The sequence below is a fragment of the Mobilisporobacter senegalensis genome (assembly GCF_003752155.1).
Lineage (GTDB): Bacteria > Bacillota > Clostridia > Lachnospirales > Lachnospiraceae > Mobilisporobacter > Mobilisporobacter senegalensis.
The window spans coordinates 22,481-44,852 of the sequence record NZ_RJVG01000015.1; the positions used below are offsets into that span (position 1 = coordinate 22,481).

General features: G+C 34.3%; 21 protein-coding genes. 3 read left to right on the top strand and 18 right to left on the bottom strand.

What is annotated here, in order from left to right:
- The first annotated feature begins 112 nt into the window (after positions 1 to 112).
- On the top strand, positions 113 to 988 hold the full coding sequence (gene dpsA / locus EDD66_RS16955; RefSeq protein WP_123610782.1) for a dipicolinate synthase subunit DpsA: 876 nt from the start codon (positions 113 to 115) through the stop codon (positions 986 to 988).
- Between the two features lies 1 nt (position 989).
- Positions 990 to 1,568: a dipicolinate synthase subunit B gene (locus EDD66_RS16960; protein WP_123610783.1), complete on the top strand. Its 579-nt coding sequence runs from the start codon at positions 990 to 992 to the stop codon at positions 1,566 to 1,568.
- 139 nt (positions 1,569 to 1,707) lie between these two features.
- Here the strand turns inward: EDD66_RS16960 and asnB are convergent, their stop codons facing one another.
- The 10 genes from asnB to EDD66_RS17010 all read right to left on the bottom strand — a co-directional run bounded on the left by asnB (position 1,708) and on the right by EDD66_RS17010 (position 12,135).
- Positions 1,708 to 3,561 (bottom strand): asparagine synthase (glutamine-hydrolyzing), encoded by a 1,854-nt coding sequence (gene asnB, locus EDD66_RS16965; RefSeq protein ID WP_123610784.1) that lies wholly within the window; start codon positions 3,559 to 3,561, stop codon positions 1,708 to 1,710.
- 166 nt (positions 3,562 to 3,727) lie between these two features.
- Entirely contained in the window at positions 3,728 to 4,306 is a 579-nt protein-coding gene (gene scpB / locus EDD66_RS16970) for an SMC-Scp complex subunit ScpB (RefSeq protein ID WP_243115408.1), read from the bottom strand.
- A 72-nt stretch (positions 4,307 to 4,378) separates the two neighbouring features.
- Positions 4,379 to 5,158, bottom strand: a complete 780-nt coding sequence (locus tag EDD66_RS16975) for a segregation and condensation protein A (RefSeq protein ID WP_123610830.1) — start codon at positions 5,156 to 5,158, stop codon at positions 4,379 to 4,381.
- A 20-nt stretch (positions 5,159 to 5,178) separates the two neighbouring features.
- Entirely contained in the window at positions 5,179 to 5,790 is a 612-nt protein-coding gene (locus EDD66_RS16980) for a hypothetical protein (RefSeq protein WP_123610786.1), read from the bottom strand.
- A 138-nt stretch (positions 5,791 to 5,928) separates the two neighbouring features.
- Entirely contained in the window at positions 5,929 to 6,780 is an 852-nt protein-coding gene (locus tag EDD66_RS16985; protein ID WP_123610787.1) for a metallophosphoesterase, read from the bottom strand.
- Between the two features lie 181 nt (positions 6,781 to 6,961).
- Complete coding sequence (locus EDD66_RS16990) at positions 6,962 to 8,254, bottom strand: D-alanyl-D-alanine carboxypeptidase family protein (RefSeq protein ID WP_123610788.1); 1,293 nt, start codon at positions 8,252 to 8,254, stop codon at positions 6,962 to 6,964.
- A gap of 216 nt (positions 8,255 to 8,470) precedes the next feature.
- Positions 8,471 to 9,058 carry an Ig-like domain-containing protein gene (locus EDD66_RS16995; protein ID WP_123610789.1) on the bottom strand — a complete coding sequence of 196 codons (588 nt, stop codon included), beginning with the start codon at positions 9,056 to 9,058 and terminating at the stop codon, positions 8,471 to 8,473.
- 137 nt (positions 9,059 to 9,195) lie between these two features.
- On the bottom strand, positions 9,196 to 9,990 hold the full coding sequence (locus EDD66_RS17000; protein WP_123610790.1) for an ABC transporter ATP-binding protein: 795 nt from the start codon (positions 9,988 to 9,990) through the stop codon (positions 9,196 to 9,198).
- A 16-nt stretch (positions 9,991 to 10,006) separates the two neighbouring features.
- Positions 10,007 to 10,948: an ABC transporter permease gene (locus EDD66_RS17005; protein ID WP_207667812.1), complete on the bottom strand. Its 942-nt coding sequence runs from the start codon at positions 10,946 to 10,948 to the stop codon at positions 10,007 to 10,009.
- 134 nt (positions 10,949 to 11,082) lie between these two features.
- Complete coding sequence (locus EDD66_RS17010; protein WP_207667813.1) at positions 11,083 to 12,135, bottom strand: ABC transporter substrate-binding protein; 1,053 nt, start codon at positions 12,133 to 12,135, stop codon at positions 11,083 to 11,085.
- A gap of 287 nt (positions 12,136 to 12,422) precedes the next feature.
- Between EDD66_RS17010 and EDD66_RS17015 the strand changes: the two genes are divergently transcribed.
- Positions 12,423 to 13,451 carry a 3-deoxy-7-phosphoheptulonate synthase gene (locus EDD66_RS17015; RefSeq protein ID WP_123610791.1) on the top strand — a complete coding sequence of 343 codons (1,029 nt, stop codon included), beginning with the start codon at positions 12,423 to 12,425 and terminating at the stop codon, positions 13,449 to 13,451.
- A gap of 129 nt (positions 13,452 to 13,580) precedes the next feature.
- Here EDD66_RS17015 and EDD66_RS17020 read toward each other — a convergent pair whose 3' ends face one another.
- The 8 genes from EDD66_RS17020 to recA form a co-directional block, all read right to left on the bottom strand.
- The gene (locus EDD66_RS17020; RefSeq protein WP_170164409.1) at positions 13,581 to 14,228 is read right to left on the bottom strand and encodes a stage II sporulation protein M; all 648 of its coding nucleotides are present in this window, start codon (positions 14,226 to 14,228) and stop codon (positions 13,581 to 13,583) included.
- A 130-nt stretch (positions 14,229 to 14,358) separates the two neighbouring features.
- Positions 14,359 to 14,889 carry an NUDIX hydrolase gene (locus EDD66_RS17025; protein WP_123610793.1) on the bottom strand — a complete coding sequence of 177 codons (531 nt, stop codon included), beginning with the start codon at positions 14,887 to 14,889 and terminating at the stop codon, positions 14,359 to 14,361.
- 26 nt (positions 14,890 to 14,915) lie between these two features.
- Positions 14,916 to 15,716 carry a pyrroline-5-carboxylate reductase gene (gene proC, locus EDD66_RS17030; protein WP_123610794.1) on the bottom strand — a complete coding sequence of 267 codons (801 nt, stop codon included), beginning with the start codon at positions 15,714 to 15,716 and terminating at the stop codon, positions 14,916 to 14,918.
- Between the two features lie 154 nt (positions 15,717 to 15,870).
- Positions 15,871 to 17,070 (bottom strand): pyridoxal phosphate-dependent aminotransferase, encoded by a 1,200-nt coding sequence (locus EDD66_RS17035; protein ID WP_123610795.1) that lies wholly within the window; start codon positions 17,068 to 17,070, stop codon positions 15,871 to 15,873.
- Positions 17,071 to 17,351: 281 nt separating this feature from the next.
- Complete coding sequence (locus EDD66_RS17040; protein ID WP_123610796.1) at positions 17,352 to 18,401, bottom strand: substrate-binding domain-containing protein; 1,050 nt, start codon at positions 18,399 to 18,401, stop codon at positions 17,352 to 17,354.
- Between the two features lie 204 nt (positions 18,402 to 18,605).
- Positions 18,606 to 20,150, bottom strand: a complete 1,545-nt coding sequence (gene rny / locus EDD66_RS17045) for a ribonuclease Y (RefSeq protein ID WP_123610833.1) — start codon at positions 20,148 to 20,150, stop codon at positions 18,606 to 18,608.
- A gap of 176 nt (positions 20,151 to 20,326) precedes the next feature.
- Positions 20,327 to 20,914 carry a regulatory protein RecX gene (locus EDD66_RS17050; RefSeq protein WP_123610797.1) on the bottom strand — a complete coding sequence of 196 codons (588 nt, stop codon included), beginning with the start codon at positions 20,912 to 20,914 and terminating at the stop codon, positions 20,327 to 20,329.
- A 42-nt stretch (positions 20,915 to 20,956) separates the two neighbouring features.
- On the bottom strand, positions 20,957 to 21,997 hold the full coding sequence (recA, locus tag EDD66_RS17055; RefSeq protein ID WP_123610798.1) for a recombinase RecA: 1,041 nt from the start codon (positions 21,995 to 21,997) through the stop codon (positions 20,957 to 20,959).
- Positions 21,998 to 22,372 lie beyond the last annotated feature (375 nt).

The following is a 22,372-nucleotide window of genomic DNA, read 5'->3' on the forward strand; positions in this document are numbered from 1 at the left end:
TATTAATCTAGAAGGCTATTTAAATCAATATTTTACTAGATTTTTAGCACACAGCAAATGAACTTTCGATATTTTATGTCGAAAAAACATATTTAAACTAGGAGGGAGTCCTATGTCAATTAATGATACTATCTTAATTATAGGTGGTGATCTTCGCCAGATTTATATGGCCAACATTTTAATAAGTAAAGGCTTAAATGTTGTTGTGTATGGCCTGGATCATCCAACTCTTGATGTAAATTGCAAAAAAGCGAAATCATTGAAAGATGCTATAAATATGGGTGATATTATCATTGGCCCAATACCGGTTACAAGAGATAAGACACATATTTATGGGAAAGAAGAGAAAAAAGACTTAAAGCTTTCAACTTTATCAGAAGAACTTCATAGCGGCCAGTTTTTTATTGGTGGAAACATACCTGCCAGCCTGGTACAGATTTGTAATGAAAAGGAGATACTTTATTATGATTTAATGAAAGATGAACAAATTACCATTTTGAATTCAATTGCTACTGCAGAGGGAACAATATTTGAAGCAATCAAACACAGCACGATAAATCTTCATGGTAGTAAATGTCTTATACTTGGATATGGCAGATGTGCCACTGTACTGGCCAAAAAACTTTCCGGACTGGATGTGGATATCACTATCTGTGCAAGAAGGCCAGAAAATTTAGCCAGTGCAAAGAGCTTTGGGTATGAAGGTATATTACTTTCTCATTTAAAGGAATATATCTCTGATTTTGACTATATCATTAATACTATACCGTCCGTTGTTCTATCAAAAGAATTACTGGAACTCCTATCTCAGGAAACAACAATTATAGATATTGCTTCTGCCCCTGGTGGTGTAGACTATGATTATGCCAAAGAAAATAATTTAAATGCTCACCTATGTCTTGGACTCCCTGGTAAGGTAGCGCCAAAAACATCTGCTAATATTTTAGTGGATGCCATCTTCAAGATTATAAAAAAAGGAAGTGAATAATATGACTCTTATAAATGCAAACGTAGGTTTTGCTCTTACAGGATCATTTTGCACTTTTGATAAAGTATTTATTGAATTAGAAAACCTTATAAATGAAAAAGCCAATGTAACTACTATATTCTCTAACACCTCCCAGACTACTGATACACGATTTGGGAATGCTAAGGATTTTATTGATAAAGCTTACCTCTTAACAGGTAAACAGCCAATTACTACAATAAAAGATGCTGAGCCAATTGGTCCAAAAAGCTCATTCGATGTTATGGTCATAGCTCCATGTACTGGCAATACCCTGGCAAAATTAGCAACAGGCATTACTGACACCCCTGTTCTTATGGCTGCAAAGGCTCATCTAAGAAATTTGAAACCTTTAGTTATTTGTCTGGCAAGTAATGATGCATTAAGTATGAATCTTAAAAATATAGGAATTCTTTTAAATGCAAAGAATATTTATTTTGTACCGTTTGGTCAGGATAATTATAAGGATAAACCAAACTCTATGGTTGCCCATACTGAACTGATTATCCCAGCATTAATAAGCGCATTGGATGGAAAACAGCTTCAGCCAGTGATTATGTAATAGCATAAATGTAGTGCCCTTTTTAAATTAGTGAGTTTATCATTATTTTAGGTAAAAAAGCGTGTGATTATTATCCACCAGAGACACGGTCTCTTGATGGATTAATAATTCACACGCTATTTTACGACCAAAAGACCAATTATATCTTTAAAGTCACATTATAATGTTTCAACCAGAAATTCGTCTGGATTAAATAGGCATATAACTGTGGCGTAGCCATTAGCTGGCCAAACCATGGTCTGCCATAATCCGAATTACCTTCCATTAATTTATGAATGGCCTCATGATCGATTAACATATGAATTGGAGCCGAATCGTCACTCATAATCTTTCTTAATTCTTCTTTTAATAAATTCTCATATTTTGGATCATATGTCTTTGGGTACGGGCTTTTTTTACGATTTAAAACCTCATCAGGTAAAATACCTTTCACTGCATCTTTAAGAAGCGCTTTTACTTCATTATTATGGTATTTATACTCCCAAGGAACATTATATAAATACTGAATTAATCTATGATCCGCATAAGGAACTCTTACTTCAAGCCCACTAGCCATTGTCATTCTATCTTTTCGATCCAGTAAAGTGGTCATAAACCATGATGTATTTAAATAACTGATTTCTCTTTGTCTGGCTGGAAGTTTACTTTCACCATCTAATTTTGGTACTGCTCTGATTGTCTTTTGATATTCACTTTGCACATAATCATCCAAAGGTAATACTTTACGAAGGTGAGGTGAAAGGATACTCTTTCTATAATCCAGGTTCTTAGACCATGGAAATGCGTTAGTATTATAGGCTTCTTCATCACGAAACCATGGATAGCCGCCAAAGATTTCATCCGCACATTCTCCTGATAAACATACCGTATGATTCTTCTTTATCTGCCTGCAAAAATATAACATGGAGGAGTCAACATCGGCCATTCCAGGCAGATCTTTCGCAATGACTGCCTCATACAAAGTTTCATATAAGGAATGATGATCACATTCTAAATAAATATGATTTGAACCAATCGCATCTACCATAATATCAACAAATGGCCTGTCTTCCGTTGGTTGAAAAGAGGACGCTTTAAAGAATTTGGTATTTTCATTATAATCAAAAGAATAAGTATCTAATTTCTTTCCCTCTTCTTTTAATACATTAGCTGCCACAGCAGATACAACACTACTGTCCAAGCCACCAGAGAGTAATGTACAGATAGGTACATCACTGACCAACTGTCTTCTTATTGAATCTAATAATAATTCTCTTGTTTTTTCAACAGTCTGCTCATAATTATCCCTATGTTCCTCAGCTGTTAATGACCAGTATGAATATAATTTCATCCCACTATAATCAATAATTGCAGCATGACCCGGCATGACTTCATTTACACCCTCATATACACCACAACCAGGAGATCTTGCCGGACCTAATCCAAATATTTCACAAAGGCCATACTGATTGATTACTGGATGAATGGAAGGATGTTCAAAAAGTGCCTTTATCTCTGAGCCAAATACCACCTTTTGATCTACGACAGAGAAAAACAATGGTTTTACTCCAAATCGATCTCTGCATAGAAAACAAAGTCTATGAAAGCTATCCCATATTGCAAAACTAAAAATACCATTAAAATATTTTGGACAATCAGTTCCATACTCAATATATGCAACTAAAAGAACTTCTGTATCTGATGTAGTATTAAAAGTATAGCCTTTCCTTCGTAAGTCCTCTCTAATTTCATCTGTATTATACAATTCTCCATTATAAACAACTGCGTATTCGTATCCCTTCTCTATCCTTTTCATTGGTTGAACACCGCCAAGCAGATCAATGACGGCAAGCCTTGTATGTGCAAAAGCAACATGTTCGCTGATATAATGACCTGAGTCATTGGGTCCTCTGTGTTCTAATGTCTTACCCATTTCTATTACTATATTTTTATTCTTGGTATACTCATTATTTAAGTTCTGTGTAAAGTCACAAAAACCAGCTATTCCGCACAAAAAAACACCTCCCAACTAAAATTCAGATGTGATTCAACACATCTGAACTAAGTTTTATTTTATATATTATTATATATGAAAAGTGCTTAAATTATGTGAATTCTGGTGGAACTTATCCAGAGACATAGTCGCTGCCGGCTTTCTTTTTTTAAGGTAGTCTTACTGCCTAGTCAGCAGACAGATCTAATTTTAGCTGAATCTCTTCCTCTGCTTCAATCTTAAAATCTTCAACTTTTTCCGGATTTATGATAGGAAGATCTTCTAAGGATTCAATCCCAAAATATCTTAAAAATTCTTCGGTAGTACCAAATACCAGTGGTCTTCCAGGTGCATCCATTCTTCCTACTTCACATACCAAGTTATACTCAATTAATTTATTTACTGCATGGTCACATTTTACTCCACGAATCTTTTCAATTTCTAATTTTGTGATTGGCTGCTTATATGCAATGATAGAAAGAGTCTCTAATAAGACATCCGACAAAACATGTTTTTTGGGTACGTGGGTAATCTTAATAATAGATTCATACATAGATTGTTTAGTGCACATCTGAAATGCCCCATCTAATTCAATAATCTGTATACCTCTCTCTTCAGATTCATATTGATCCATCATGCTGCGGAGAATCCGACGTACCGTATCTTCATCATGCTCTACTGCAGCAGCAATTCGACTAAGTTCCACTGCTTCTCCCATGGTAAATAATATTGCTTCTATAACAGCCTCTAATTTCTTTATCTCCAAAGTAATATTCCTCCCAGTTTTAAAATTGCGAAAATATTTATTCCTTAGTTGAATCACCATTTAATGAATAAACTACTCCAAAAGCAATTCTCCCATTGGCTCCAAATTACTATTATAAGTGATCCGTATATCGTCAAATATATTATCCTGAATAATATTGATACGGCCCATTTTCATCAACTCTAATACGCCCAAGAATATAACAATAATTTCCATTTTGCTGTTCTGCTTTTCCAGTAATTTTCTAAAACTAAAGTTTTTATGCTGTACACCATAAGCTTCTATGTATAAGATCTTATCTGAAAGGTTGATTTCCTCTTTCTCTATTTTTCCGAATGTACTACGAATGGGATCAATTTTATCCACTTGCTTCTTCATTACCGATTTAAATATATCCTGTAATTTAGCAAGTGTTAAATCATTTAACAGATCTCCAATATTAACTTCTTCCTTATAACCAGCAATCTCATCTGGTATTGTAGGTTCTTTGAACATCAGTTTGGAGGCATCAATCTGCTTATCCTTAAGCTCATCAGAAACATATTTGAACATCTTATATTCCAACAGACGTTCTACGAGTTCTCTTCTTGGGTCTTCTTTCTCTTCCTCAGGTATATTCTCATCCTGTGGCAAGAGCATCTGAGATTTAATATTTAATAAAGTGGCTGCCATTACAAGGAACTCACTCATTACATTCATATCTTTTGTATCCATTGCTCTCACATATTCCATATATTGTTCCGTTATTTCTACAATTGGAATATCATAAATATTAATTTTATCTCTATCGATCAGGTGCAATAAAAGGTCGAGCGGTCCTTCAAATGCCTGTAGTTTCACAGCAATACTCATAGCTTGTACCATTACCTTTCTTAAAGTACAATAAATAATTGAATAATAAAATTACTCATATTAGGAATAATTCGAAATACAATAGCTAATATTAAAATCATTTTTATCAGATAATCATTTCGAATAATGGAAAAATATTTACCAGGTGACTTACCTGCAATAATAAGTCCAAGATCAAAAGTTGATATTGGTATTAAATTTACAAATATCATATTCATACTTATAACTGCTATAAACTGAAATAGATAGTTTGGAAAGTTCTTGATCACCCATTCTACTGTTGTAGAATATGAGAATGTATCACCAATCGGATAATAAATTTTCCAAATGGTAATGCTGAATAAAAATATAATAAATAATGATATCAACCCTGTAATCCCCAACATTAAATTAGTTTTCTTTTCTTTGATACGATACATATAAGGCTTTGAGAACCCTGTTAATGTTGTAATACATAAAATCAAACCAATTGGATCAATGTAATGAAATAATTTATATATTTTTCTTCTTATATTTGGACTTTGATTTTTATTCTTTAAATTATACATGATTGACTTTGGCAATTCATGTAATATCATAACCAGTATTCCTGCGATTACCAGTGTTACTAATTGCAATATCTGTTCTTTCATATATGTCCTTTCTTATATAAGGCCTTAGATTCTTACTTCCTCAAATGAAGGGCTGAAAGATTCCTTTCAACCCTTCACTTATATATTTTACTAATTAACAGACCATTTATCAAGTTAAACATTACAGATAAAAATCCGCTATTGTTTTCCTATTAAATCAATCACGACCAGCTCCGGCAGATTAAAAAGACGCAGTTTAATCGTATGGGCGCCAAGTCCTCTTGACAAGATCATAGTAGAAGAGCCTTCCTTAAATTCTCCATAATCATATTTGGGGAAAAATTTATATTGAGGAGAAATGACTCCTCCAAGACCGGGAATACGTGCGATCCCCCCATGGACATGTCCTGATAAAACAAGATCTGCTCCCCATTTTACATAGTCTTTAAAATACATTGGATTGTGTGCCAGTAAAATAGTAAATTTATCCATATCCGGTTTTTTTAAAGATTCTTCCAAGTAAGATACACTCATCTCAGGCCGGTTAAATTTACGGTAAAAGTCTATGGATATATCTATACCTGAAACTATGATATTCTCATAATTTTCCGATTCATTCACAAGAAATTTAACATTTGATTTTTTTAATTTATCTTCGTATTCTTTGTATGAGGACTCCCATGTAAGAGGATTTAAACTTAATTTTTGTTCATGATTTCCTTTGGAATAAAAAACAGTATACTGTCTGGCCAGTTCTTCTACCAGTTTTAAAGCAACTGTATTATCTGCCTTCGGATGTCCTACCAGCATATCACCTGCTATCATAATAACATCAGGCTTTGAGTCATGAATTGCATTTAATAATTTTTTATTGTTTTTACCAAATGAATTATTATGTAAATCACTTAATAAAATGATTCGTTTTCCCTGAAAATTGGCAGAAAATTTCTCTGATGAAATAGTATAATGTGTAGTACTTAACATTTTATTTTCAAATATCATACGTATTACCAATATAATCAGTAATAATATCAATATATTGTTTAACATAAAGTGCCCTCTTTTTTCTATAATGAGACCTTGATTTCAATGCTATTTAAATATATCCAATTCTTTCGTTTCTGTCAAACGAATCTTGCTTCCCCTGGATCTTTATAATTTTATGTGGTTCATAAATTTACTCCCCTATAAGTGATATCATTGATTAATAACACCTACAAGGGAGTACTTTTTATTTTTTGATAAAGTAATAATCTAAAACTTTAACAAAATAATCTTTATATGATGCTTTCTCTATACTTTCTGTGGCTACAATTGGTACACTTCCAATGGTGCTTCCATTTAAAGAATAAGTAACTTCTCCTACCTTATCACCAGCTGCAATCGGTGCAACTATTTCTTCATTTATGGTGACTTCTTTTGTGATATCTTCTTTTTTCACACCTTTTAGGCAGATATATGAAAATGTCTCTCCAACTTCACAATTCAGAGTATCTTTTACACTTTTCTTGATTTTTAATGGCTCCAGTTTTAGATCCTTATTATCATCTGCAAATACACTGCAGTTCGCAAAGCCATAGTCAAGAAGTTTAGAAGCTTCACTAAAACGGATTTTATAGTCTGGAGCAGCCATAACAACTGCAATTAAATCCATACTATTTCTTTTGGCGGTAGCTGATAAACTATATTTTGCCAGTTTTGTAGATCCTGTTTTTAATCCTGTGATTCCATCATAAGTACGGATTAATTTGTTGGTATTGGTTAATCCAAATTCAGTTTTCCCTTTTTTTGTTGTATGTACAAAGGTATCCATCCAAATAGTAGAAAATTTACTTACTTCCGGATGGTTAATAATCAATTCCCTTGACATTAGGGCAACATCATAAGCACTGGAATAATGATTATCTTCATCCAGCCCGCATGCATTTACAAAATGGGTATTATTCATTCCTAACTCTTTTGCTCTTTCATTCATTCTGTTAACGAATTCTTCCTCAGATCCTGCTAAAAATTCTGCCATTGCTACCGATGCATCATTTGCACTGGCAATACTAATACATTTAAGCATAGTTTCTACCGTTTGGGATTCAAAAGGTTCCAGAAAAACTTGAGAACCTCCCATAGACGCAGCATGTTCACTTACCGATACTTCATCTGTTAATGATATTTTCCCCTCTTCTAATGCTTCATAGATTAATAGCAAGGTCATAATTTTTGTAATACTTGCCGGCCTTAACTGTTCATCTTTATTCTTTTCATAAAGAATTTCTCCTGTAGAACCTTCAATAAGAACAGCTGCTTGTGCTGTAATATCTAAATTGGGGGTTTTTGCAGTTCCTTTTTCTTCTGTCGATTTCTTATCCGATTCCTTTGTACTATCTCCACCCGTATTCTGTTCCTCTTCTGTTTGTTGTATCAAATTCCCATTCATAAGGCTTTTTGATTGTACTACATCTGTAGAAAACAAAGAGAACAATAATACAATAATGCATAATCCACAAATAAGCTTTTCATATTTTTTCATATCATTCACCGCGAACTATTTATTACTATATTTTATAAGGATATATAGAATTTATACCATTTATTTTAATTACAGTTCAGCCATGCAGAAAGTGCTTACAAATTGCACATGAGTGCTTGCACGCTAAGTGCGGTTTGTAAGCTACTTTCTATATGGCGCTCTGCCTAAGCGAGGTGCAGCAAAGCGAAACCCCGCTTAGGGCTGAACTGTAATACTTTACTTTACAGTTACGATACAAGTAATCTTAATTCCTTTTACTTTGGCAGTTACTGTTGTCCTCCCTTTCTTTACCCCAACAACCTTTCCAGAACTGCTGACTTTAACAATTCCCTTATTCTTACTCTCCCATTTTACATTACTCCATGTACCCTTAATTTTGAGTTTTTTTGCTTCTCCAATAGAAATACTAAGATTTTTCTTATTGATATCAATAACTTGTACCCTGCATTTAAAAACACGGCCATCCACTTTTGCTTTTATTACTGCCTTTCCTGCCTTTTTAGCGGTTACTTTCCCAAGCAAATTCACATCAGCAACCTTAAAATCAGTAGAAGAATAATCTACTCTCTTATTGATGGCGATCATGTATAGTTTTTCACTTTTTCCTTTTTCCAGTACAATGTCATCCTTATTTAACCTCATTTCCAATGGGGTATAGTATTTTTTCTGATAGAAAAAAAGAGTGTGAGGATAGATCAGGATTCCGATTAATAGTAAAAGCATACTAAAGAATAACATATTCAATAGTATGCTTAAATTTTTATTGCTCTTTTGATTCTGCTTGTTGTTCGACGAGTTATCCATATATACATCCCCCCGTAAGATACTCTCTTACCTTATCTTATGATGTAAATTATGGAATATTCCATTCTCATTTTAAATATACTTATTTTTTACATTAAATATACTTTAGTTATATATAAATATATTTATATTATAATTTAGGCTAACATCATTCGGTCATTGGCAAATTCCCCACCGCTTGCCATTTCAAACTTCTCAAGTAAATCTTTCACATGAAGATTCTTTTTTTCTTCTCCGGATATATCGTAGATAATCCGTCCTTCGTGCATCATAATCAAACGGTTTCCTAAACGAATGGCATCTTTCATATTATGAGTTACCATTAATGCTGTGAGCTGGTTCTCATTAATGATCTTTTCTGTCAGTTCCAAAACTTTGCTTGCCGTTTTGGGATCAAGGGCGGCAGTATGCTCATCTAATAATAATAGTTTTGGTTTTTGCAAAGTTGCCATAAGAAGAGTAAGAGCCTGTCTTTGACCACCGGATAATAATCCGACTTTTGAAGTCAGCCTTGTTTCAAGACCAAGATCCAAGGTCTGAAGAGCTTCTACATAATTATGTTTTTCTGCCTTTGTTATTCCCCAGCTAAGTCCTCTTTTTCTGCCTCTTCTATATGCCAGAGCAAGGTTTTCTTCAATCTCCATATCCGCTGCCGTACCACGCATTGGATCTTGAAATACCCTCCCAAGAAATTTAGCTCTTTCATGTTCGGGTTTTGTTGATATATCTATTCCATCAAGAACTATGGAGCCTGAATCAATGGGATATACTCCCGCTATCATATTAAGAATTGTTGATTTTCCTGCTCCATTGCCACCAATAATAGTTACAAAATCGGTTGGTCTTAGTTCTAAATTCATTCCATTTAATGCACGCTTTTCATTAATCGTACCTGGATTAAATGTTTTATATACATTACTAATTGATAACATGCTGATTTACCTCCTTTTAGTTATAGGATCTCATTTTCTTCTTCATGGCTCTTTGTCTGTTAAATTCAGGTACAGAAAGTGCAACTGTAACAAGTACGCCAGTTAATAACTTCATATCATCCGTTTTTAGACCCAGTTGAAGGACAACAGCTATAATGATTCGATATAAAACAGAACCAATGACTACGGACATTAATTTATAAGCAAATGAAAAACGTCTTCCAAACAATGCTTCTCCAATTACAATAGAAGCTAAACCAATTACAATAGTTCCGGTTCCCATGCCAACATCTGCATATCCCTGGGTCTGGGCTACCAATCCGCCGGAAAGTCCTACCAGACCATTTCCGATTACAAGACCTAAAATCTTCATAACATCAGTATTCCCACCAAGGGCCCTTACCATATCTTCATTATTGCCAGTCGCTCTGATTGTGGAACCTATTTCAGTACCAAAGAACCAGTAGAGTATACCTATCGTTGCAATGGTAAATACAATACCAACAAACATTGTTACCCATGCATTAATGTTATAAATGGACGTAATGGACTCTGGTAAAATATTAATAATCTTCGTAATGATCGTATCCACTCCTAATAATGGAGTATTTGCCTTCCCCATAACCCGAAGGTTTATGGAGAACAAAGAAATCATGGTCAGAATACCGGAAAGGATCGCCGGTATTTTACACTTTGTATGTAAGAGACCAGTTACGGCTCCTGCTGCCATTCCGGATAATGTAGCTATTATCAGACTTAAGAATGGATTCCAACCGAACACAACCGTAAGTGTAGCGCTAACTGCACCCCCAAACGCAAAACTTCCATCACAAGTCATATCTGCATAATTTAAAATTTTAAATGTAATATATACGCCCAATGCCATTACGCCCCATATAAGTCCTTGGGATATGGCACCTTGAATTGCAAGTATTATACTAACTATATTAATACTCATAGAGTCCTCCTTAATTGCTGTAAAGTCCTTTTTAACTTATTACTATTCTCATTAGAAAACGATGATAGGGACAGACTTAAATGTAAGGCTGTCCCAAATATTCCATATCAGATCATTCCTAATTCTTTCATTAATTATTTGACTTGATCTTTAAATTCATCTGGTATGGTAATTCCTAATTCTTTTGCTAACTCACCGTTAATTAGAACGCTAAGTTCTGAATCTGATAGATATTCAATTGGCATTTGTGCAGTAGTCCCTGTGCCTTCAAATATCTTTACAGCCTGAGCTGCAGTTAATTTACCAAGATTATAGTAATCAATACCATATGTAGCAAGACCGCCATTGTCGACCATTCCGCTTTCGCCGCAGATAATAGGAATTCCAGCTGGTTTTGCAACTAATGAAACTGTCTGCATACCGGAAGCAATTAAATTATCTGTTGGAGCATAAATTGCATCCACCTTACCTACCAATGACTGAACTACCTGTTGGATCTCATTTGAATTTGATACACTTGCATCCACTGTTTCAAGACCCAGTTCTTTTGCTGCTTCTTTTGCCATTTCAACCTGAATCTCTGAATTTACTTCACTTGAACTATAAAGCATTGCTACTTTTTTCGCCTCTGGAAGCAATTTTGTCAATAAATTCATCTGTTCCTTTACCGGTGTTAAATCGGAAGTTCCAGAAACATTACCACCAGGTGCTTCATTAGTCGCAACTAATTTTGCAGATGCAGGGTCTGTTACAGCAGTTACTAAGATAGGAATATCTTTTGTCGCATTTGCAGCTGCCTGAGCGGATGGAGTTGCAATTGCTAAGATAAGATCCACTTTATCATTCACAAATTTTGTAGCAATGGTATTTGCATTGGATTGATCTCCCTGGGCATTCTGATAATCTATCTTAATGTTCTTTCCTTCTTCATATCCAGCTTCCTTTAAACCGTCAATAAATCCCTGATATGAAGCATCCAGGGCGTCATGCTGCACTAATTGATTCACGCCAATTTTAAATACTTTATCTGTTGTAGAAGCTTCCTCCTCAGCATCATTCAGGACATCTTCTGTTTTTGCCTCTGAACTTGTAGCTTCACTTTCTTCTTTTGAACTACATCCTACAACGGATGTACCAACAATCATTAATGTTAAAAAACATGCAATTAATTTTTTGGAAATCTTCATCCTATCTCCTCTTTTCTATGATTTTGTTTCAGTGGTTAAAAGCATTAATGCTTTAATGTATTAATGCGTTTATTTATTAAAATATACATCATTTCGAGAAAATAGTCAATAAAAATATGAAATAATTTTGCTTACATCATGTTCATATCAGAATGTCCTAAGAATCAGATTTGTGATATAATTGCTTGACTTGTTTGGCTTCTTGATATATCATGAATTTTAATATTTTAATACGAAGATCCGTTTTATCTACCAGATGATTTATCAAACATAAAGGAGAAGAGAGCATGAGTTTCAAATTTTTAAAAGAAGCAATCACACCAGAAGATTTAATCAAAGAATATCCCCTACCAAAACATTGTGTGAAAATAAAAGAAGACAGAGATGAACAAATAAAAAATGTGTTTACCGGTGAATCAGATAAATTTTTAGTCATTGTGGGGCCTTGTTCTGCAGATAATGAAGATGCTGTTTGCGACTACATAACCAGACTGGCTAAAGTACAGGAAAAGGTTTCTGATAAGATAATGATCATTCCACGAATTTATACAAATAAACCCAGAACTACAGGGGAAGGTTACAAAGGGATGGTTCATCAGCCAGACCCTGAGAAAAAACCTAATCTATTAGAAGGTCTTTATGCAATGCGCAAAATGCATATTCGTGCAATTGAAGAAACAGGTCTTACTGCTGCGGATGAAATGCTTTATCCTGAAAACTGGCCATATGTTGAAGATATCTTATCTTACGTTGCCGTAGGTGCCCGTTCTGTTGAAGACCAACAACACAGACTTACCATAAGCGGTATGGATGTTCCGGCAGGTATGAAGAATCCCACCAGTGGAGATTTATCCGTAATGCTTAATTCCTGTGTAGCCGCCCAGGGAAACCACACTTTCCTATATCGAGGCTGGGAAGTGAAAACTACCGGAAATCCTTTGGCTCATACTATTTTAAGAGGTGCTGTGGATAAGCAGGGACAAAGTATCCCAAATTATCACTATGAAGATCTGATTCAGCTTTACAATATGTACAATGAAAGAGATTTACAGAATCCGGCAACGATTATCGATGCAAATCATGCAAACTCCAACAAAATATACCGTGAACAGATAAGAATCGTAATGGAAGTACTGCACAGCCGTAAATTATCCTCTGAAATTGCATCTCTTGTAAAAGGTGTTATGATAGAAAGTTATATTGAAGAAGGAAGTCAAAAGATATGTGATCGTATTTATGGTAAATCAATTACAGATCCTTGCCTGGGTTGGGAAGATACTGAAAAATTAATCTACTCCATTGCAGATAACGTATAAAGTAAAAGGAGCTGTCTCTTTTTCAGTCTTATAACACAAAAAGATCTATGCTTTCCCTTCATACACAAATTTAAGGGAGAGCATAGATCTTCTTTCTATTCTTCCTAATAGTTTTTAACAGACGCTTTATTAGAAATATCTGGCCATTTTCTGTATTATAAAACTATTTATATATGCTTCTGATAAAGCACCAATTAATATGATTAAAAACAGTATTAATATTGTTGGAACTTTTTCAAGAATTATTTTTGCTTTTCCTTTTTTATTCAAAGGTACTCTAAAATAAAGGTTCGTGCACAGATGATATCCTTGGATAAGGGTTATTAATGCAACGGGGAAATAAATTAAATATTGGGGGAAAATATACAGTAAGAAAAGAAATATTCCTTTGACTCCAAATTTAAGTACTGATACCGCAAGCAAAAATCCTGTGCTAAGCCCTGAATATCCCACAGAGAAAACCATATATGGGATTCCAACTACAGTTACTGAAAAAATCCAGAATAGAAGATATTTTTTTAAGTTATTCCAGAAAATATACCCAAATAATTTTCCGTGATCAATATCTAATACATAGAGCTTATCAAAATAGCCTTCTCCAAAAATCTTCATATCTTTAAAATATGCGTCTTTAAATACATTTGCCCCAATTGCTCCAAGTAGTACTCCTACCAAAAATACCATAACTGCTATTTTTATAATATTTGCATCTTTTGAAACACCATAACGTATCTTCATGCTCCTACCTCTATTGTTTTCATTATTATCATACAACATTTTCCATATAACTAAACATATGAGCCAACCTTTAAAAGTATACTTCAATGGTACAAACATATAAAATTGTTTTCGTATAACAGAAAAAGCTCTGCCAATCTTGACAGAGCCTTTTATTATCAAGTGAAACTTAATTCATCTTTTCTTTGTATGCCAGTATACCTGCAATTGTCTTTGCATCTTGAATGACACCCTCCAGAATCAACTGGGTTAATTCATTTATAGAATATCTTTCAATATTAATAAACTCATCTTCATCTAAATTCTGCTTGGTTGGAATTAAATCAGTTGCATAATAAATCCCTATAATTTCATCACTATAAGCAAATGCCGGATAAATATCAATAAGATGTTCCACATGGTCAGATGCGTATCCTGTCTCTTCTTCTAATTCACGAATCGCACAAATACGTTTGTCCTCTTCCCCATTAGTCCCTCCGGCGGGGATTTCTAATGTGTAGCGCCCAGCAGGGCTTCTATACTGTTTCACCATAATTATCTTACCATCTTTATCTACCGGAATAACAGCAGCCGCACCATTATGGTGTATATAATCCCATTCTACAATTCTTTCATTTGGTAATTGCATCGTATCAGCATAGAACTCTACAATCTTACCTTTATGTATGAGTTCTCTTTTCACAAGTTTGTAATCAGACATATCTTACCGTTTCCTTTCTTTCCATTCTACTTCTTCATCTCCTGTATTCTATTAAAACATTGATCTGAAGCTTTCATAATCGCATTACGAAATCCATATTCTTCTAAAGCCGCAACTCCTGCAATTGTAGTGCCGCCTGGAGAACATACCTGGTCCTTTAATTCTCCTGGATGCTTTCCTGTTTCAAGAACCATCTTTGCTGCACCTAATACAGTCTGGGCAGCAAAGGTATATGCTTTATCTCTTGGAATCCCATATCTGACTCCACTATCAGCCAATGCCTCTATAAACATATAAACATAGGCAGGAGAACTGCCGCTTGCACATATGACTGCATCTAATAATTGCTCTGGCACTACCTCATATTTACCGATGGAAGAAAATAGCTTGTCAACCACTGACTTTTCATCCTCAGTATAATTACCATTGGAATAGCAGACTCCTGACATCCCCTCATTCACCAGTGCTGGTGTATTAGGCATAGCACGGACAATTTTTATATCTTCTCCTAAACTTGTCTTTAAATAATCTATACTTATTCCCGGAGCAATGGATATCACAACATGACCTGGACTAATCTTATCTTTAATACTATCTAATACAACATCATAAAACTGGGGCTTTATGGATAAAACTATATATTTACACTGTTCTACAAGTGTAGTATTATCATGTAGATAATTTACTCCCTTTTGTTCTTTCACATATTCCAGCCTTTTTCCATTCACATCAGTAAATGTTAGTTCTTCCGGTTCAAATTTTTCTAATGCTCCGCCAAGCATGGCGTAACCCATATTACCAATTCCTATAAACCCTATTAATGCCATATTCCAACATCCTTTCTATTACAAATATATTTCTTTTTAGATTTCTAAATATTTTAATTGATATATAAATTATTTTCAAGTAAAAAAGGAATATAAATCCTTTGATCCTATACTTAAGTAGTATAGCATGATTGAATTTATATTCCTATCTATTTTATTTTAGTGTATTAACAAAGTTTTCAATTCTGCCTAATCCCTTTTCAATTTGCTCAACTGAAATTGCATAAGATAAACGTATATGATCATCAAATCCAAAATCTTCACATGGAATTACTGCCACATTATAATCTTCAATTAAAACTTTCGCAAGCTTATCTACTGTACCTATCTTCTCCCCTTTGTATTCCTTATTTAGAAGTTCAGATATATCTACAAATAAATAGAACGCTCCTTTTGGTTCAAGGGCTGATATAAAAGATATATTTTTAACCCTATTATACATATATTCTCTTCTTTTGTTAAACTCATCTCTCATAGTATCTACAGTATTCTGAGGTCCAAGTAAAGCTTCAACTGCTGCTTTTTGTGCAATTGAATTTGGATTAGAAGTTTCATGACTTTGAACGCTTCCCATTAACTTTGCAATTTCTTTCGATGATCCGGTATATCCGATTCTCCATCCTGTCATAGCATAGCTTTTTGCTAATCCACTGCAAGTAATGGTCCTTTTATATATTTCATCATTCAGTGAAGCAATACTTACATGTTCTTCTCCGTCATATACAAGATATTCATACATTTCATCAGCAACAACGTAAATATTTTTTCTAACAGCAACTTCTGCAATTGCTTCTAATTCTTCTCTTGTGTAAATCATACCTGTAGGATTACTTGGTGTATTTAATATAAATGCTTTTGTTTTATCTGTACAGGCGTCTTCTATCTGTTGAGCCGTTACTTTATAACCCTGATCCTTCTCTCCACGAATATAGACAGGTACACCATCAGCTAATTTTACGATTTCAGGGTAACTTAACCAATAAGGTGCTGGAATAATAACTTCATCTCCATGATTTAAAATAGCTGAAAATATATTGGTCAAAGAATGCTTACCACCATTACTGATTACAATCTGATTTGGATCATAATGTAATTTATTAAAAGATGCAAATTTTGCACATACCGCTTTTTTTAATTCATCTGTACCGGATGCTGGAGTATATTTGGTAAAACCATCGTGGATTGCTTTAATTGCGGCTTCATTAATATTGTCAGGAGTATTAAAATCTGGTTCACCTGCCCCGAATCCCACGACATCAATCCCTTGAGATTTTAATTCCTTTGCTTTAGCTGTGATTGCTAATGTTGAAGATGGTTTTACTGCCATCGCTTTTTTTGATAATGTTAATGCCATTACTCAACACCTACCCTTAATTATTCTTTATTTTTATATAATTACCTTACTAATTTTATTATATTCCTTATAATTTTGCAAGTTATTATTTTGAATGATTCTTATTATTAATTTTAATTAATCAAAAATGCAAGTTTTACATCAATTGAAGTCGTTATTTAAATTATTTTTGCAAGTTTAATTTCACAATATTGCATTTTTCATATGCTTGTCCATTTTAGGATCATATAAAAATAAAAGAAAGAAGAATGTGCTCTCCTTTCTTTTATTTATCTTATTTCTTATATTGGTATTATTTGATTTTTCTGGGGTGGTCCCTCTTTTTGTGATGATTTACTTTCTTCTCTTGGCACTTCCACTTGTCTTGGTTCACCTGTCTCATCTATGAGATATACTTCTACATACAGTTCCTTGTTAACTCTGTCATCATAAGCAACAATTCCTCCCGTTAGGAGCGTATTTGCTGTTTCTACACCTAATTCTCCCATCTCAAACGATTCTTGTGCTATGGTGCCTTGCATTAAACCTTCCTTAATCGCCTGGATTGCTGAGGGTTCTGCATCAAACCCAATAACCATTATTTCTCCCTTTTTGCCTGCTTCATTAATGGCCTGGACGGCACCTAAGGCCATTCTATCATTTTCCGCAAATACCACGGCTAAATCGTCTCCAGACTGACTTAGAATTTTTTTCATTGCCAAATAACCATCTATAGGATTAGAATTACCTGGCAGTTGTGCAACAACATCATATCCGGCATCAAGCATTACATTTCTAAATCCTTCTCCCCGCCGGCGGGCATATATGAATTTTTCTTCCACCGTAATAATTGCAACATTTTTGCTTGTCAGGTTATGATCTGCAATTAATTCCAAGGCATATTCTCCAGCCAGTACCCCACCCCCAAAAGAATCAGAGACAATGAAGGCGTCTATATCTGCACCATTATAACCAGTATCCAGGACAACAATTGGAATTCCAGCCTCTCTTGCCGCATCAGATACAATACCCATTGCTTCAGGCGTAACGGGTGCTATTACTAATGCGTCAATTCCTTGTTCAATCAGGTTAATTGCTCCTGTAATCATCTCTGCAGTACTTCCCCTTTCATCATGAGGTATTACATCAATTCCAAGTTCTTCCGCTTTCGCTAAAACTCCATCCTGTATTGACTTATAAAATTCTCTTGATGCTTCATTAACAGACCAACCTATAGTATATCTCTCTTTATTTCCCTCATTCTCTGCTATATTTTTACTGGTTTCTACGCTTGATATATAAGTATCATCCTCAGTTTTGTCCCTTTTACAAGATACAAGAAAGAGCATCATTGTTAATATTAATGTCCTAAGGGTAAATCTAATGATTTTTCTCGTTTTTCTCCCTCCATATAAACTATTTATAAACAGTTATAAGTATAGTATCTCTAAAAAATATGCTTTCCGTTTTTTAATTATACCGACCCACAAAAAAAGATGACCGAATCCTCAAATAATAAATTAAGGATTTCAGTCATCTTACATTAGTATTAATTTTTATTTCGCATAGTCTGTAACTCTGGACTCTCTTATAACATTAACTTTGATCTGTCCTGGATATTCTAAATCATTTTCAATTTGTTTTGATAAGTCTCTAGCAAGTAATATCATTTCGTCATCAGATATCTGTTCTGGTATTACCATAACGCGAATCTCTCTACCTGCTTGAATTGCAAAAGACTTATCGACCCCTTTAAAGCCGTTCGTAATATCTTCTAATTGTTTCAATCTGTTGGTATAAGTTTCTAGCGTCTCTCTTCTTGCACCTGGTCTTGCTGCAGAAATCGTATCTGCTGCCTGTACTATACAAGCGATCAATGATTCAGGTTCAACGTCTCCATGATGAGACTCTACCGCATTAATTACAATCGGTGATTCTTTATATTTTCTACATAAATCAACGCCGATTTGAATATGTGAACCTTCCATATCATGGTCTACGGATTTACCAATATCATGTAATAAACCTGCTCTTTTTGCTGTTCTTACATCAACACCGATTTCGCCTGCTAATAAGCCTGAAAGATGGGCAACCTCGATGGAATGTTTTAAAGCATTTTGACCATAACTTGTCCTGAACTTCATTCTACCAAGTAAACGTACAAGTTCTGGATGAATTCCGTGAACACCAACTTCTAAAGTCGCCGCTTCACCTTCTTCACGAATCATTGTTTCTACATCCTTTTGCGCTTTTTCAACCATTTCTTCAATTCTTGCTGGGTGAATTCTACCATCAACTATTAACTTTTCAAGCGCAATTCTTGCAACTTCTCTTCTGATTGGATCAAAACTTGATAGTATTACTGCTTCTGGAGTATCATCAATAATTAAATCAACACCAGTCATAGTTTCTAAAGTACGAATATTACGTCCTTCTCTACCAATGATTCTACCTTTCATTTCGTCATTAGGAAGTTGTACTACAGATATTGTAGTCTCAGCCACATGATCTGCTGCACATTTCTGAATTGCTGTAACAACATAATCCTTTGCTTTTTTGTCAGCTTCTTCTTTTGCTTTGTTTTCAAGTTCTTTTACTAATATTGCCGTTTCATGTTTTACTTCATCTTCAACAGTTTTTAAAAGATAATCTTTTGCTTGTTCGGAGGTAAGTCCAGAAATTTTCTCTAACTCCTGTAATTGTCTTGCATGAAGTTCTTCAGCTTCACTCCTAAGTTTGTCAAGCTCAGCTTCTTTTACAGAAAGCTTAGATTCTTTCTTTTCTAGTGCTTCAGTTTTTCTATCTAATGTTTCTTCCTTAGTTAATACACGTTTTTCATAACGCTGTAATTCAGCTCTTCTTTCCTTTGTTTCCCTCTCAATTTCATTCTTAGTCTTTAGTGACTCTTCCTTTGCTTCGAGTAAGGCCTCTCTTTTCTTAGTTTCAGCTGTTTTTAAAGCTTCATCTATGATTTCTCTTGATTTTTCTTCCGCTGTTCCTACTTTACTCTCATAAGATTTAATTCTGTAAAATATAGCAAGCTTCCAAAAAACTAGAGCAGAAATTACGAAGGTACCAAGAATAGCAACTACTATTTTCATTAGTTCTGGCACAGGAGCACCTCCTTATTTAGTTTTCATTGTACGTATACAACATATAAATTTTATACTGTTTTGACTAAGATGTCAAGTATCCTTACAACGTTTTTATGCAATTCGCTAATTTTCATCAAAAATAGTTCCCATTCTATGTGAGAATTATTAAACTTATACATATTTTATAGAAAATGCATGATATCATCATAGGAAAAGCCTTTTCTACATAAGGAAGCAATCAGTTTTTGTTTCTCTTCAAAGGATAAATTCTCTGGATTATCTGTCTTTTTGTGGATTGCTTTTTGTAAAGCTACCTCATCACTCTCCAATTCACTCTCAAAGCACTCCTCTATTAGATTTTTGTCGATTCCTTTTTGATATAATCCTGCCTGAATCTGCTTCTTACTTTTTGTAGATTTTTTGGATTGAATATAATTACTGATATATCTCTCATCATCAATATAATGGTAAGACTTAACGTATTCTATGGTACGTTTGATAATCTCATCTGTATAATAAGCCTGTTTTAGTTTGCTGCCAAGCTCTGCTTCTGTTCTATCCATATATTTTAGGATTGCTAAAGCCTTCTGTTTTGCTCTTCGGTAAACTGTATCTTCTATGATCTCATGATAAATATCCTCGCTAATATCCTCATTTTCCACAATATTATATCTTTTTATATCTGAAGTATACAGCATAAAACTATATTCATAATCAATATATACTTTATATCTTTTTTTATCTATCGTTTCTAATCTAGTAATCATCATAAAAAAGCACGTCCTTTCTTCAGTAAAAGGACGTGCATATTACTATTCCTCATCTTCCACAGAAGATGCTTTTAAAGTCACCGAATCTTCTAAATTAAATTTCTCCCTGACTTTCTTCTCAACTTCATTAAAGATATCTGGGTTCTCTTTCAGATATAATTTTGCATTCTCGCGTCCTTGACCTATCTTTGCATCATTATAAGCATACCATGCTCCACTCTTAACAATGATTCCTTCATTCGCTGCAAGATCAAGCACATCCCCTTCTCTGGAGATACCCTGACCAAACATAATATCAAATTCTGATTCTTTAAAAGGAGGGGCTATCTTGTTCTTAACTACTTTAATTCTCGTTCTATTACCTACAATCTCTCCACCTTGCTTTAAAGCTTCAATTCTTCTTACATCCAGACGGATGGAAGAATAAAACTTAAGTGCACGTCCGCCTGTTGTAGTTTCCGGACTGCCAAACATAACTCCAACTTTCTCACGGAGCTGATTGATAAAGATTACGATACAATTAGATTTGCTAATTACAGCGGTTAACTTTCTAAGTGCCTGTGACATTAATCTTGCCTGCAGACCAACATGACTATCTCCCATATCTCCATCAATTTCAGCTTTAGGTACCAATGCCGCAACGGAATCCACAATAACGATATCAACTGCACCTGAACGAACCATTGTCTCTGTAATCTCTAATGCCTGTTCTCCGTTATCTGGCTGGGAAATATATAAATTATCAATGTCTACACCAATATTCTTAGCATATGCAGGATCAAGTGCATGCTCTGCATCAATAAATCCAGCGATTCCGCCTCTCTTTTGAACTTCGGCCACCATATGTAAAGCAACTGTTGTCTTACCACTTGATTCTGGTCCATATACTTCTATTATTCTTCCCTTTGGAACACCACCAAGTCCAAGGGCTATGTCAAGGCTGATGGATCCTGTAGGAACCGTCTCGATATTCATGTGGGCTGCCGTATCACCAAGCTTCATAACAGAGCCCTTACCATATGTTTTTTCTATTTGGGCCAGCGCTGATTCTAGCGCTCTTAACTTATTATCGTCCTTTGCCATTTTATATCTCCTTCTCTAAACGAACTAATGTTCTATAATCTATGAATATAGTATCGTATTTTTTACTTCTTGTCAACTCATATTTCATTTTTTTAATGAATCCTAATTTGATGATATAGAGCTAAAAAATAGGTTATTTAAAACTATTTGAAATGATTTCATTTCTAGTCAGCTCCCTAAAAGGGCTTGATTAAAATTGGGAATTATAGTGAATGTATAAAAATATGATGGGATAAAAATAAGAATTATATATTAGAAAGTAGCTATGTAAGGATAAACAACATGAGTTGAATGTAAAAAAATAATACAGCATATTTACTATATACTGTATTATATCATTACAAATATAATTTGTAAATACCTGATTTTACAAAC

Excerpts from the sequence above, each read along its gene's own strand:
- dpsA (WP_123610782.1), top strand. The coding sequence starts at position 113 with ATGTCAATTAATGATACTATCTTAATTATAGGTGGTGATCTTCGCCAG.
- EDD66_RS16960 (WP_123610783.1), top strand. The coding sequence starts at position 990 with ATGACTCTTATAAATGCAAACGTAGGTTTTGCTCTTACAGGATCATTT.
- EDD66_RS16975 (WP_123610830.1), bottom strand. The coding sequence starts at position 5,158 with ATGAGTATTGCTGTGAAACTACAGGCATTTGAAGGACCGCTCGACCTT.
- EDD66_RS16980 (WP_123610786.1), bottom strand. The coding sequence starts at position 5,790 with ATGAAAGAACAGATATTGCAATTAGTAACACTGGTAATCGCAGGAATA.
- EDD66_RS16985 (WP_123610787.1), bottom strand. The coding sequence starts at position 6,780 with ATGTTAAACAATATATTGATATTATTACTGATTATATTGGTAATACGT.
- EDD66_RS16990 (WP_123610788.1), bottom strand. The coding sequence starts at position 8,254 with ATGAAAAAATATGAAAAGCTTATTTGTGGATTATGCATTATTGTATTA.
- EDD66_RS16995 (WP_123610789.1), bottom strand. The coding sequence starts at position 9,058 with ATGGATAACTCGTCGAACAACAAGCAGAATCAAAAGAGCAATAAAAAT.
- EDD66_RS17000 (WP_123610790.1), bottom strand. The coding sequence starts at position 9,990 with ATGTTATCAATTAGTAATGTATATAAAACATTTAATCCAGGTACGATT.
- EDD66_RS17005 (WP_207667812.1), bottom strand. The coding sequence starts at position 10,948 with ATGAGTATTAATATAGTTAGTATAATACTTGCAATTCAAGGTGCCATA.
- EDD66_RS17010 (WP_207667813.1), bottom strand. The coding sequence starts at position 12,135 with ATGAAGATTTCCAAAAAATTAATTGCATGTTTTTTAACATTAATGATT.
- EDD66_RS17015 (WP_123610791.1), top strand. The coding sequence starts at position 12,423 with ATGAGTTTCAAATTTTTAAAAGAAGCAATCACACCAGAAGATTTAATC.
- EDD66_RS17020 (WP_170164409.1), bottom strand. The coding sequence starts at position 14,228 with ATGTTGTATGATAATAATGAAAACAATAGAGGTAGGAGCATGAAGATA.
- EDD66_RS17025 (WP_123610793.1), bottom strand. The coding sequence starts at position 14,889 with ATGTCTGATTACAAACTTGTGAAAAGAGAACTCATACATAAAGGTAAG.
- proC (WP_123610794.1), bottom strand. The coding sequence starts at position 15,716 with ATGGCATTAATAGGGTTTATAGGAATTGGTAATATGGGTTACGCCATG.
- EDD66_RS17035 (WP_123610795.1), bottom strand. The coding sequence starts at position 17,070 with ATGGCATTAACATTATCAAAAAAAGCGATGGCAGTAAAACCATCTTCA.
- EDD66_RS17040 (WP_123610796.1), bottom strand. The coding sequence starts at position 18,401 with ATGATGCTCTTTCTTGTATCTTGTAAAAGGGACAAAACTGAGGATGAT.
- rny (WP_123610833.1), bottom strand. The coding sequence starts at position 20,150 with ATGAAAATAGTAGTTGCTATTCTTGGTACCTTCGTAATTTCTGCTCTA.
- EDD66_RS17050 (WP_123610797.1), bottom strand. The coding sequence starts at position 20,914 with ATGATGATTACTAGATTAGAAACGATAGATAAAAAAAGATATAAAGTA.
- recA (WP_123610798.1), bottom strand. The coding sequence starts at position 21,997 with ATGGCAAAGGACGATAATAAGTTAAGAGCGCTAGAATCAGCGCTGGCC.